Consider the following 12,868-nt stretch of genomic DNA (forward strand, 5'->3'; position numbering starts at 1 on the left):
CCCTACCACGACACCTGCCGCGGTCAAACCGTCGCCCCGCCTTCATTCCGGCAGCGGCACACGCTCCTGCCGGATGCGCTCCCGCCCCGCAAGGCATGAACGCAATCTAGCCATACAGATACGCGGAGGCGGCGTCGAGATCAGCCAGGACACACCTCGCCACCATCGTCACCTGCCCCGCGATGGGCGGCGCGGAATCGGCTATTAAGCTTAACCCATGGCCGAACTGTCTCTCAGCGTCGAGCGCTTTCCCATCGCCGGCACCTTCAACATCGCCCGTGGCTCCAAGACGGAGGCGGTGGTGGTGGAAGCGCGCATCACCGCAGGCGGCATCACCGGTCGCGGCGAGTGCGTGCCCTATGCCCGCTACGGCGAAACCGTGGAAGGCGTGGTCGCGGCCATCGAAGCGCTGAGGGCGGACCTTGCGGACGGCCTCAGCCGGGAGATGCTGCAGCACCGCCTGCCGGCCGGCGCCGCGCGCAATGCCGTCGACTGCGCCCTGTGGGACCTCGAGGCGAAATCCTCCGGCATGGGCTGCGCCGAGCTGGCCGGCCTGCCCGCCCTGCGGCCGGTGGTCACGGCCTATACCCTCAGCCTCGATACGCCGGAGGCCATGGCCCGCGCCGCAGCCGCCGCCACGGACCGCCCTTTGCTCAAGCTCAAGCTTGGCGCCCCGGGAGACCGTGAGCGCCTCGCCGCCGTGCGCGAGGCCGCCCCGGACAAGCGCCTCATCGTCGATGCCAATGAGGGTTGGAAGGCCGCCGACCTGCCGACCCTGCTCGATGCCTGCGCCACCGTCGGCGTCGAGCTCGTCGAGCAGCCCCTGCCGGCCGACGACGACCGCCGGCTCGCCCGCATCGATCGGCAGGTGCCCATCTGCGCCGACGAGAGCGTGCACGACAGGGCGGGGCTCGCGGCGCTCCGCGAGCGCTATGACGCCATCAACGTGAAGCTCGACAAGGCCGGGGGGCTCACCGAAGCACTGGCCTTGGCGGAGGCGGCTCATGGGCTTGGCTTCGGCGTCATGGTGGGGTGCATGCTGGCGTCATCGCTCGCCATGGCCCCTGCCCTGCTGGTCGCCCAGAAGGCGAAATGGGTGGACCTCGACGGGCCGCTTCTGCTCGCGCGCGACCGTCTGCCCGGCCTTCACTACGACGGTGCCACCGTCTCCCCGCCCGATCCCTTGCTCTGGGGCTGAAGCCGCGCGGCGACGAGGGCCACGCCCGCCCCCGCCAGGCCCAGCGCGCATCCGGCCAGAAAGGCCATGGGGCCAAACGCGGCCCAGAGCGGCCCGGCCGCCACGTTCGCGGCGGACGACATGAGGCTTGATGTCCAGGCCGCGGTGGTCTGCCCCGTGCCGGAACGATGCTCGCTCACGCCCCGCGCCACGAGATCGACCATGGCAAGATAGGTCGCCGCGAAGGTCAGGGCGTGCAGCATCTGAAGCGGCAGCAGGACGGCGAGCGGCGGATCGCTCGCCATCACCGCAAAGCGCACCACGGCGGCCGCGCCGCCGATGGCGATCATTCCATAGGCGCCGAAGCGGCCCAGCAGTGGCCGGCCGAAACGGAACAGCACCATCTCGGCCGCAACGCCCACCGCCCACAGGACACCGATGACCGTCAGCGAGATGCCTTCCGACCGCCAGTGGACCGTGGCGAAGAGGTAAAGCACCGCATGGCTCGCCTGCACCAGCCCGGCGGCGACAATGCCGGCGAGAAAGCCGAGCCGCGCGCGCCGCCCCGTGAGGGGCGACGGCATGGCCTCAGCCCGGGGCAGTTCCGGCAAGCCGAAGGTCGCGAGCACATAGGCCACATGGCCCGCGATCATCAGCAGGACGACTGAATCCGCGCCCAGCGCGCCAACGATCACGCCACCCGCGAGATTGGCCCCGAGGAAGCTTGCCGAACCCCATTGGCGCGCGCGGCCATATTCCGCCCGTCCCGCCCGGGCAAGGCGCGAGGTGTAGGAATCCAGTAGCGAAAAGCCGGGGAACCACGCCGCCGACATGGCGCCGAGGATCAGGAGGATCGCCGGAAGGCTGGAGGTGAAGGCCAGAAGCGCCATGGCCGCGACCGTGGCGATGCCCAAAAGGGTGAGCAGCGCCCTCGGCCGTCCCAGCCGGTCCGAGAGCAGGCCAAGCAGGGGGGTCGCGGCAAGCCGGCTGAGCATGGGCACGGCCAGTACGAGGCCCATGGCCTCCGGCCCCAACCCGCGGGCCTGCAACCAGAGTGGCAGATAGGGCTGGAAGATGCCGAGCGCGATGAAGAAGGTGCCGTAGGCCGCCCCCAGCCGCAGCGCGAGCGCGCGCGGCGGCAGATGCCCCTGCCCGTTCTCCCCGACCTCGTCCACGATGCGTCAGGTGGCGGCGAGGCAGCGGGTGAAGGTTTCCGCGTCCACATTGCCGCCGGAGAGCACGATCACCGCTGTGCCGCCGGAGACGTTGAGCCGCCCCTCCAGCAGGCTCGCCAGCGCGACCGCGCCACCCGGCTCCACCACCAACTTGAGTTCGCGGAAGGCGTATTCCACCGCCCGCGCCACTTCGGCGTCGGTCACGGCTGCCGCCTCGCCCACGATGCGGCGGGTGATCTCGAAGGTGATGGCCCCGGGCGTGGGCGCCAGCAGCGCGTCGCAGAAGGAGCCGTCCGGCTGGGCATTGCGCTCGCGCACGCCGGAGCGGAAGGAGCGGGCGTGGTCGTCGAAGCCCGCCGGCTCGCAAACCACCACACGCGCCTGCGGCGCAACCCGCTTCACGGCCAGCGCGATGCCGGCCACCAGCCCGCCGCCGGAGGCATTGGCCGCCACGAGATCGGGCACGCGGCCGAGGGCGGCCAGATCTTGAACGATCTCGAGGCCCACCGTGCCCTGCCCGGCGATGATGTGAGGATCGTCATAGGGCGGCACCATGATGGCGCCGCGCTCCGCCGCGATGGCGCGGGCGATGGCGTCGCGGTCCTCGGTGCGGCGGTCGTAGCCCACGACTTCCGCGCCGAGCGCGCGGGTACGGTCGCGCTTCAGGGCCGGCGCATCGTGGGGCATGACGATGACCGCCGGCATGCCGAGGATCTTCGCCGCGGCGGCGACACCCTGGGCATGGTTGCCCGACGAGCAGGCGACGACTCCGGCGGCGCGCGCCTCTTCCGGAATCTGCACCATGCGGTTGAAGGCACCGCGGAACTTGAAGGAACCGGTGCGCTGCAACGTCTCCGGCTTCAGGAAGACGTCGGCGCCGGTGCGCTCGCTCAGCACCGGCGAGAACACCAGCGGCGTGCGGACGGCAAAGCCGAGGAGCCGCGCGGCAGCGGCATCGACATCTTCGGCGGTGGGAAGCGGGGCGGACGGAATCTGGGAGGCGCTCATGCGCCGGAAGCTACCCGACGCCGCCGCCGAAGGCGATAGCGCCGCGCGATGGGCCCGATGTCGTGGGCGATCAGCACGTTGTCGAGGAATTGGCGGGCACTTTCCCGCCACGTATAGCGCAGCGCGAAGCGGCGGGCGGCGGCGGGCGACAGCTCCAGCGCCTTGAGGCAGGCGGTGCGCAGATCCTCGTCAAGGATACCCACCTGCTCCGTCGCATCGGCCAGCACGTCGGTCGGGCCGGTAACAGGATAGGCGGCGACCGGCAGGCCGCTCGCCAGCGCCTCCAGGAGCACGATGCCGAAGGTATCGGTGCGGCTCGGGAAGCAGAAGACATCGCAGGCGGAATAGACCTGCGCCAGATCCTCGCCCTCCTTCGAGCCGAGGAAGTGCACGGCGGGAAACCGTTCCTTCAGGCTGGCGAGGGCCGGGCCACTGCCCACCACTACCTTGGAGCCGGGCAGATCGAGTTCGAGGAAGGCCTCGATATTCTTTTCTACCGCCACGCGCCCGACGAAGAGATAGACCGGCCGCGGCAGGTTCAGCGTCGCCTCGGGGCGGGGGCGGAACAGGTCCGCATCCACGCCGCGCGACCAGCGCATCAGCCGCTTGAAGCCGCGGGCTTCCAGATCCCGCTCCAGCGTGGCGGTGGAGACCATCACGCCGCCGCCGGCATTGTGGAACGAGCGCAGCCACGCATAGGTCAGCCGCTCGGGCACCGGGGCGCGGGCGGCGAGGTATTCCGGAAATTTGGTGTGATAGGAGGTGGTAAAGGTGCGGCGCGAGGCGATGCACGCCCGGCGGACCAGGATGCCGATGGGCCCCTCGGTCGCGATATGCACGAAGTCCGGCTGCAGCGCCTCGATGCGCCGCATGATCATGCGCGGCGTGGCGAGGGCGAGCCGGATCTCGTTGTAGGTGGGCAGCGGAACCGTGCGAAAGCCCTGCGGGCTGAGGAACTGCATGTCCGCACCCAGGCTCTCCGCCTCGCGGGCGGTATGCTCCAGGGACCGCACCACGCCGTTGATCTGGGGATGCCACGCATCGGTGGCGACAAGAACCCGCATCAGGCCGCCGCGCGCGCCCCCTCGACCACCTCGCCCTCCTCAGCCGGAGCCTTCTTGTCCAGCTTGCGGGTCCAGGAGATGATCTCAAGGCGGCCATCATCATGCTCGGCGATGGCCGTGCAGCTCTCGACCCAGTCGCCGCAATTCACGTAGCGGACGCCGAACTGCTCGTGGATCACGGCGTGATGGATGTGGCCGCAGATGACCCCATCCACGTCCGAGCGCTTGGCCTCGTCGGCCACCGCCTCCTCGAACTTGCCGATATAATTGACCGCGTTCTTCACCTTCAGCTTCGCCCACTGGCTGAGCGACCAGTAGGTGAGGCCCAGCCGGCGGCGGATCTTGTTGACGTAGGTGTTGATGGTGAGCGCGGCCGAATAGGCCCAGTCTCCCAGGAAGGCGAGCCAGCGGGCATGCCGCACCACCACGTCGAAGATGTCACCGTGGATGACGAGATAGCGCTTGCCGTCCGCCGCCTCGTGGATCGCGCGCTCCACCACTTCGATCCCGCCGAAGTGCGTGCCGTAATAGTCGCGCAGGAATTCGTCGTGGTTGCCGGGCAGGTAGACCATGCGCGCGCCCTTGCGGCCCTTGCGCAGCAGCTTCTGCACCACGTCGTTGTGCTTCTGCGGCCAATACCAGTTGGCCTTCAGCCGCCACCCATCGACGATATCGCCGACGAGATAGACGGTATCGGCATCATTATACTTGAGGAAATCAAGCAGCAATTCGGCCTGGCAACCCTTGGTGCCGAGGTGCACGTCGGAGATGAAGAGGGCGCGAAAGCGGCGCGCTTCAGGACTGTCGCTCACGCCCTATACCTCCACCTTCCCGCAGCCCGCCAGCGCAGCCGTAACGGCCGAACCCCGGCTAAGGCGGCATCGTGGCACCCATAAGGCGCCCCGTTCAAGTTCGCCGGCGGGCTTGCCGAACAGCTTGCAGAGCGTCCGTCATGCCGACCTTGCACGGTCCGGACTTAGCCGGAGTCGTGTATCCCTTTTATGACGTCGCCGGTCCAAAAGGAAGGCCACATGCCCAATCACGCGGCTTGCACAGATTAAATGCAGATCGGGCAGGCATTGGAAAGACGGCTAATAGTCGAAGCCCTGCGCAATGAAGACGTTCCCTGCCGCGCGAACCCGGACGACCTGTCGAATCGTCGCCACTCAACTCTGCCGACGCGCCCGGACGGTGCCCGTTCGAACCACGGCCGGCCTCTATGGAGCCGCGACATATTGGCTGCCGCTGCCTCCCCGCACATGACCTAACGTCATCCTCGCCTCTCGAAGTTCGCCTTCGTCCGCAGGAAAAAACATCCCGCCGCCATTGACCTAGGCCCCAGACCGCGCCAGCGTGCGCCGCCTTGGACGGAGCAGCTGACCCTAGCGCTGCCCGCCCGAACAAGAACAACGCCATACATCCCATCAGGAGCTCCCGATGAAGCTGGTCCGCTTCGGCGAATTTGGACGAGAGAAGCCGGGTCTAATCGATTCAGACGGCAAGGTCCGCGACCTGTCCGGCATCATCGCGGATCTCAACGGCGAGACCCTCGCCCCCGAGAGCCTGAAGAAGATCGCGGGCGTCGATCCCGCCTCCCTGCCGCTCGCTCCGGAAGGCGCTCGCCTCGGCGCCTGCGTCGCCCGTCCCGGCAATTTCGTCGCGGTCGGCCTCAACTTCGCGGACCACGCCGCCGAGACCAACAATCCCATCCCCGAGGAGCCGGTGCTCTTCAACAAGGCGCCAAACTGCATCGTCGGCCCGAATGACGACGTGATGATTCCCAAGGGCTCGCTGAAGCTCGACTGGGAGGTTGAGTTCGCCTTCGTCATCGGCAAGCGCGCCCGCTATGTCGAGGAGAAGGACGCTCTCGACTACGTGGCCGGCTACTGCATCTGCAACGACGTCTCCGAGCGCCATTTCCAGATCGAGCGCTCCGGCCAGTGGATGAAGGGCAAGGGCTGCGAGACCTTCGGGCCCCTCGGCCCCTGGCTCGTCACCACCGACGAGATCCCGGACACCTCCACCCTCGCCATGTGGCTGGAAGTGAACGGCGAGCGCGTCCAGAACGGCTCCATGAAGACCATGATCTTCCGCATCCCGTTCCTGGTGCACTACATCAGCCAGTTCATGGTGCTCGACCCCGGCGACGTCATCACCACCGGCACCCCGCCCGGCGTCGGCCTCGGCTTCAAGCCGCCGCGCTTCCTGAAGGCCGGCGACGTGATGCGCGTGGGCATCGAGGGCCTCGGCGAGCAGCAGCAGACCGTGGTGCCGTTCAAGCTCTGAGACGAAGGAGGCGGCGGGCATCCTCCCGTCGCCTCATGCCTCGGCTTCATCAGGTACCAGCCAGCCGCGATAACGTACGATTCTGCCAACCCTCGGCAGAGAAATCGCCACGTCGAACGTCACCCGTCCCTCTGCATCCATGCTTTCGATCGTTTCACTGATCGGCAGAAGCGCGCGCGGCAATGGAAGGCCGGCGCAATACCCGGCGACCACTGGGTAGGCCAGCCGCCCTCCCACCACGTTCAGCGCGATGTCGAAACTCAGCGGTCCGAACCGCTCCCGCAGGATTCCCGCACCAGCGCGCGCGAGACGGGACCGCAGCGGCCGGCCGGCGAACCGCCGCTCCCAAATCTCAGCCTCTCCACGCCGCTCCATCCTGACCTTCACCGGGATGGCAGTCCCGGGCGCCGGGAACCCCATGAGCATTCGGACGAGCCGCGCCAGATGCCCCGTTCCCTCCTCGACGTCCGCCTCGCCGCTCCAACGCCGGACATCCATGACCGTGTGGAGGTCACGCACTGCCGGCGGAAGCGCGCCGAACGCGGCTCCCAACGTTTCGGCGAACACGAGCGGGAATTCCCGCGCCGTACTTTCGGTGGAAATATCGAGGTTCGCCATGGCCGCCTCGGCCTCGGCCAGCGCAAACTCGGCCACACAAGGCCTCGCTCCCGGGGGCACCTTGCCCGCCAGCAGCCTCTCAAACATCACCCGGGCCGGAACGGCGGGCACGTGCGGCCCCTCACCCGAGCCCGCCAGCAGCACCCATGCGCGCACCTCCGCCCGGCCCTGTCTGGTAAGCCCGGAGACGCACACGCGCATGCCACCCGCATCGGTGCCGAAAGGCTTAAGCCGCTCCGCGACCCACTTGAGAGGACGCGCCAACGGCGCGATGCTTCCCAAGAGCCCCCAGCGTACCGGCATGGACAGGATCAAAAGTCCGGCGTGCATGGTTTTCAGTTCGAGCCCGGCGCGGAACACCACCGAGCGCGCCCGGAAGCATCGCGGGAAAAGCTCCAGATCGGGGGCTGCATTGACGCTGGCCCACCGTCCGGACAGGGGCGGCTTCCCGGATAGGCTTAGCGAGACGCACTCAAGGCCGCTCCATCCCGGAACGCTCTCTGATCGCCCTCCCCGCCACATGCGTATCGGGCGGCCTGCCTGGCCGACGATGGCGCGCACCACGGAGAGGCCGCGCGGTGCCCGGTTGCCGGGAAGGATGACTGTATCCACGAGATGGATGTCGTCCATGTCTTCGGCTAGGTCCACCACGGCGGCGGACGACAAAGCGGGCACGCTCGAAACGCCAGACAAAACTGCAAGGCCAGCCTTCCGCGCGACATCATCGAGTCGCGCGATACCTATGGTAAATGCCGGATCGTCCGAGAGATCGAGATAGTGCGCCCCGGCCGCGAGCGCCGCCTCGGCGACGCGATATGGCCGTGCGCCATATGACTGAAACGGGCCTGCCGCATCAATGACGAGGAACGGCGACAGGCTTGCAATCCGCGCCGCCAGCGCCGGGTCCTCCCGATCGATTATGTCCGGCCGGCCGCCGTGGACGGCGCAGAAGGCAACAGCGGCGTTCCGGTCGCGGCCTGCGACAATGAGATCGATCCCTTCGACGCGGGCGAGGGCCATGCTGATGCGAGAGCCGAAGACCCCGTAGCCTCCGAGAACGAGGACGACCTCAAGCAATGAGCCGCGCCTTCAGCTCCGCTGACGGCGCAGGACACGCCTGCCGCCCGAAGCGATAACGGTTGCGGGCAATGAGATCGTACAGCGGATCGGAGACCACCCGCGGGATCCAGCCCAAGGGACGCAAGGCCATCCACGGCCACCCCAGTGCGCCCATGGCCGCCGCGAAGGCCTGAAGCCGCATATGAGCGCGGCCGGAGACGATGACGATGTTGGTCTCCATGAGGTCCGGATCCAGCCCGTGCCGCGCATAGAGAGCCCGCCCGGGCTCCGACTGGGCGGTCACGAACAGAAACCGCCGCTCCCGGTCATGGCGAGCAATGAAGCGCGCGAAGGCCGAACAGAAAACGCAGGCGCCATCGAAGACGATGAGATCCTGTTCGGGCGGAAGGGATTCCATGGAAAGACCTGCAGTTAGGGCACCCATCCTATCCCTCGGTGCCGGCGCGTCCACGGGGCCGCGGTCCTCCCACGGCAAAATGCTTCACGCCCTCCGCGCAGAACAGATACGCAAGCGTAATGCCGGCGACGGCAAGGAGAGTCGTCGCCGGGAGCGGCACGAAGCCGAACCAGCCCCCAACGCCGCTCAGGGGCACCACGAATGCGACCGCCAAGGCGCCCAGGGCTGAGATGATCAGCGTCCGGTCCGGCGGCGTCGCGCCGAGGGGCAGGCGGGTGCGAATGAGGAAGACCACCAGCACCTGGGTGGCGATGGATTCCAGGAACCAGGCGGTGCGGAAGGCCTCCACGCCCGTGTTGAGCAGCAGCAGCAGCACACCGAAGGTGAGGAAGTCGAACAGCGAGGAGAGCGGACCCATTACCGCTGCGAACCGCACCAGCCCTTTCATGTCCCACTGCTGGGGCGTGGCGAGGTCCGCCTCGTCCACCGCGTCGAAGGGGATGCCGACCTCGGAGAGGTCGTAGAGCAGGTTGTTGAGCAGGATCTGGGTGGCGAGCAGCGGCAGGAACGGCAGGAACAGGCTGGCCGCCGCCATGGACAGCATGTTGCCGAAGTTAGAGCTGGCACCCATCCGCACATATTTCAGGATGTTGGCGAAGGTCCGCCGCCCCTCCTCCACCCCGTCCGCCACAACGTCGAGGTCGGGCGCGAGCAAGATCATGTCGGCGGCAGCACGCGCCACGCCCGTCGCGCCGTCCACCGAGAGGCCGACATCGGCGAGCTTCAGGCCCGGCGCGTCGTTCACGCCGTCGCCGAGGAAGCCCACGGTCTCGCCGTTGGCCATCAGCGCCCGCACCACCCGCACTTTCTGATTGGGCGTCATCCGCCCGAAGACGTTCACGCTGCGCACGCGCACCCGCAGCGCATCGTCGGACAGGTGCGCGACCTCGGCGCCGGAGAGCATGTCAGCGGCATCGATGCCCAGTTGCCCGGCGACGTGGGCGACCACCGTGGGGTCATCCCCCGACAGCACCTTCACCTTGACCCCCGCCGCCGCAAGCCGCGTGAGCGCATGGGCGGCGGTGGGCTTGGGCGGGTCCTCGAACAGGCAGAAGCCTTCCAGCACGAGGCCGGATTCGTCCTCCGGCTCAAGGCTGCCGGTCCGGGCCATGCCGTCCGGGGTGCCGGCGCGCGTCGCCACGGCAATGGCCCGAAGGCCCTGCTCCGCATGACGCTTCAACTGCGCGGCGAGAGCGGCGCGGGCCTCGGCATCAAGTTCTACAATGGTGTCACCTACGCGGCGGCTGGTGCAGACGTCCATCACCGCTTCCGGCGCCCCCTTGCAGACGAGGAGGCGCTCGGCGATGCCTTCCCCCGCACGCTCCGCCAGCACCGAGCCGCGGCGGCGCTCATAGCCGAAGCCAAGGCGGGAGGGGGCGGACCAGCCATCCGCCGCATTCGGCGCAGCGGCGGCGAGGGCCGTGTCCATCCAGCTGCGATCACCGGCCAGTTCCGCGCACAGGGCGGCAAGCTCGGCGGGCCGATGCGCCGCCTGCCCGCCTCCATCCTCGCTGGCGGCGAGCACGATCTCGGCGGAGGTGAGGGTGCCGGTCTTGTCGGTGCAGAGCACCGTCATGGCACCGAGGTCGTGGATGGCGGTGAGCCGCTTCACGATCACCTTGCGCTGCGCCATGCGCACCGCCCCGCGCGAGAGCGTGACGGTGGTAATCATGGGCAGCAGCTCGGGCGTGAGGCCCACCGCGAGCGCCACCGCGAACATGAGCGATTCCAGCAGCGGCCGCCCCAGCACGAGGTTCACCGCCAGCACCGCCAAGGACAGCACGCCGGCCGCGCGGGCGATGACGAAGCCCAGAGCCCGCAGATCGCGCTGGAAGGGCGACAGGCCGGCATCCTCGGCCAGAAGGGCAGCGGCGGCGCCGAACAGGGTCCCTCTGCCGGTGGCCACAGCGAGCGCCACCGCCTCGCCGCTCTGCGCCACCGCGCCCCGGAACAGGGCATTCGTCGCCTCCGCCGCGACGGTGGACGAGACCGCTCCGGGTCGCTTCTCCACGGCATAGGGCTCGCCCGTGAGTGCGGCCTCGTTCGCGGAAAAGCCGTCGGCGGAGAGAATCACCGCATCCGCGGGGATGATGTCGCCCGTGCGCACGCGGAACACGTCGCCGGGCACGATCCGATCGGTGGGGAGCGTGGCGAAGACGCCGTCGCGGCACACCTCTGCGGTGAGCGCGACCTGCTCGCGCAGTGCCGCCGCGGCCTTGGAAGCCCGCGCCTCCTGCACCGTGTCGAGACCGATGGAGGCGACGATGACGAGGATGATGATGACCGCGCTCGCCGCATCGCCCGTCGCGGCCGAGACCCCGGCGGCAACGAGCAGCATGAGCATCAGCGGCTCGAGCAGGCGGCGCAGCAGCGCGCGGACCGGGGTCGTGCGGCTCGGCGGCTTGTCGAGGTTAGGCCCGAAGCGATCGAGCCGCTCGGCGGCGTCACTGGAGGATATCCCCGCGGTGCCGCAGCCGAGTTTCTGACAGAGGGCGTCCGGCATCTCCGTCCAGAACGCCCCCTCGCCGGCATCGACGGAATGCAGGGCCGCGCCGCCGGGGGCCTTGCCTTGCGAACCCTGTCCGGCGATCTCCACGGGCGGCCTCCGGCGCTGTTCGAGCCGCCGGGAGCCTAGAGCACTTTTACCGCCCGCCGGTACTGGCCTCGATCAAGAAACGACCGGGAAAGCGACCTTCCGCAGCGGCCTCATTGCATCGTCGTCGTGGCCAGCCAGCTCTTCACCGCGCCAAGGGCCTCGGTGCGGTTGCCGGTGCGGTGCTGGGCCTCCTGGAAGATGGCGAGCTGCGCATCGGCGCTGGTGCCCTCCTCGGCAATGGTGCGCACGCGCATGAGCGCGTCGAGACACCCCAGCGCTTCCGCGTCCGAGGCCACGAGGTTGACGAGCCCATCCACCGCATCCCGCACCGCCACGGCGCGGCGCTGGGCAAGGTCCACGAACGAGCCGTGGACGCCGTAGCGCTGGGCGCGCCACTTGTTCTCGTCGGCAATGGCCCGGTCCACCGGCCCCACATCGCGGTTGTGATGGGGATTGCGCACCAGGAAGCGCACCAGCGCGCGGTAGAGCGCCGCGATGGCCACCGTGTCGGTCGAGCGGGTGCAGCTGTCCGGCGCACGCAGTTCCAGGGTCGGCAGTTGGCGCGAGGGGCGGATGGCCCACCACACATAGCTCGAATCCGTGATGGCCCGCGCCGCCACCATGGCCTCCACATAGCGCTCATAATCGCCGTTGTTCTCGAACATCTCCGGCAGGCCAGTGCGCGGCAGCTCGTCATAGGCGGCGAGCCGGTAGCCCATCAGGCCGGTCTGCTTGGCGCCCCAGAAGGGCGAGGAGGTGGAGAGGGCGATGAAGTGGGGGATGTAAGAGACAATGCGGCGCATCACGTCCACCCGCTCGTCCGGATCGGGCAGCTCCACATGCACGTGCAGGCCGCACACCATGTTGCGCTCGCCCAGCATCTTGAGGTCGTTCATCACGCCGTCGTAGCGGTTGGCCCGCGTGGCGCGCACGCCGTCCCAGGTGGCGGAGGGGTGGGTGCCGGAGGCGATGACGGCCAGCCCATGCTCGCCCGCGACGTCCGACACCGCATGGCGCAGGCCACGGATCTCGTCCAGCGCGCTGCCGATGCCGGTGGACGGGCGGGTCGCGATCTCGAGCTGGGACTGGAGCATCTCCACCGAAACGGCATCGCCGAGCCGCTCCTTCAGCTCATCGAAAAAGCCAGACGGCATGCGCCTTTGCACCGCCTTCGTCTGGGCATCGACGACGAAGAACTCCTCTTCGATTCCGAAGCTGTAATCGTTCGACACGGAGCCCTCCACAAAACCCGACTTTACGGCGAGCCAGTAACGCCCGCCCCATTGCGAAGTTCCGGGGAGACTGACGCCAAATCAGTCTAAATTTGGGCACCGATTCCTGTGTGCGATTGCGCCTTGAAGCTCAATATCTTCCCGCATCGCACGCGAGATGGACAAAATACAAAGT

Annotated in this window: 10 protein-coding genes; 2 read left to right on the plus strand and 8 right to left on the minus strand. The window is 68.4% G+C overall.

Annotation, left to right across the window (positions count from 1 at the left end; genetic code table 11):
• Positions 1 to 217 precede the first annotated feature (217 nt).
• The gene (gene dgcA / locus D7006_RS12790) at positions 218 to 1,198 is read left to right on the plus strand and encodes an N-acetyl-D-Glu racemase DgcA (protein ID WP_237353249.1); all 981 of its coding nucleotides are present in this window, start codon (positions 218 to 220) and stop codon (positions 1,196 to 1,198) included.
• On the opposite strand, the gene D7006_RS12795 is transcribed toward dgcA, so the two are convergent.
• Genes D7006_RS12795 through D7006_RS12810 form a run of 4 tightly spaced genes read right to left on the minus strand, consistent with a single transcriptional unit; the run spans position 1,150 to position 5,236 of the window.
• Complete coding sequence (locus D7006_RS12795) at positions 1,150 to 2,352, minus strand: MFS transporter (protein ID WP_237353250.1); 1,203 nt, start codon at positions 2,350 to 2,352, stop codon at positions 1,150 to 1,152. The genes dgcA and D7006_RS12795 overlap by 49 nt on opposite strands.
• Positions 2,353 to 2,358: 6 nt before the next feature.
• Complete coding sequence (locus D7006_RS12800) at positions 2,359 to 3,360, minus strand: threonine/serine dehydratase (RefSeq protein ID WP_237353251.1); 1,002 nt, start codon at positions 3,358 to 3,360, stop codon at positions 2,359 to 2,361.
• The gene (locus D7006_RS12805) at positions 3,357 to 4,424 is read right to left on the minus strand and encodes a glycosyltransferase family 1 protein (RefSeq protein WP_305852662.1); all 1,068 of its coding nucleotides are present in this window, start codon (positions 4,422 to 4,424) and stop codon (positions 3,357 to 3,359) included. Before D7006_RS12805 ends, D7006_RS12800 begins: the two co-directional genes overlap by 4 nt.
• Positions 4,424 to 5,236 (minus strand): UDP-2,3-diacylglucosamine diphosphatase, encoded by an 813-nt coding sequence (locus D7006_RS12810; protein WP_169120109.1) that lies wholly within the window; start codon positions 5,234 to 5,236, stop codon positions 4,424 to 4,426. Before D7006_RS12810 ends, D7006_RS12805 begins: the two co-directional genes overlap by 1 nt.
• A 625-nt stretch (positions 5,237 to 5,861) precedes the next feature.
• On the opposite strand from D7006_RS12810, the gene D7006_RS12815 reads away from it, so the two are divergent.
• Positions 5,862 to 6,710: a fumarylacetoacetate hydrolase family protein gene (locus tag D7006_RS12815; protein ID WP_237353252.1), complete on the plus strand. Its 849-nt coding sequence runs from the start codon at positions 5,862 to 5,864 to the stop codon at positions 6,708 to 6,710.
• Between the two features lie 33 nt (positions 6,711 to 6,743).
• Here the strand turns inward: D7006_RS12815 and D7006_RS12820 are convergent, their stop codons facing one another.
• From D7006_RS12820 to D7006_RS12835, 4 genes are all read right to left on the minus strand, one after another.
• On the minus strand, positions 6,744 to 8,405 hold the full coding sequence (locus D7006_RS12820; protein WP_237353253.1) for an SDR family oxidoreductase: 1,662 nt from the start codon (positions 8,403 to 8,405) through the stop codon (positions 6,744 to 6,746).
• A complete protein-coding gene (locus tag D7006_RS12825) occupies positions 8,398 to 8,859 on the minus strand; it encodes a thiol-disulfide oxidoreductase DCC family protein (RefSeq protein WP_237353254.1) in 462 nt (153 codons plus the stop codon). Before D7006_RS12825 ends, D7006_RS12820 begins: the two co-directional genes overlap by 8 nt.
• Positions 8,834 to 11,368 (minus strand): magnesium-translocating P-type ATPase, encoded by a 2,535-nt coding sequence (gene mgtA / locus D7006_RS12830; RefSeq protein ID WP_237356906.1) that lies wholly within the window; start codon positions 11,366 to 11,368, stop codon positions 8,834 to 8,836. Before mgtA ends, D7006_RS12825 begins: the two co-directional genes overlap by 26 nt.
• Positions 11,369 to 11,571: 203 nt before the next feature.
• Positions 11,572 to 12,693, minus strand: coding sequence for a carboxylate-amine ligase (locus D7006_RS12835; RefSeq protein WP_237353255.1), 1,122 nt, complete (start codon positions 12,691 to 12,693; stop codon positions 11,572 to 11,574).
• Between the last annotated feature and the right edge of the window lie 175 nt (positions 12,694 to 12,868).

It is taken from the genome of Xanthobacter sp. YC-JY1 (assembly GCF_021730305.1).
Lineage (GTDB): Bacteria > Pseudomonadota > Alphaproteobacteria > Rhizobiales > Xanthobacteraceae > Xanthobacter > Xanthobacter flavus.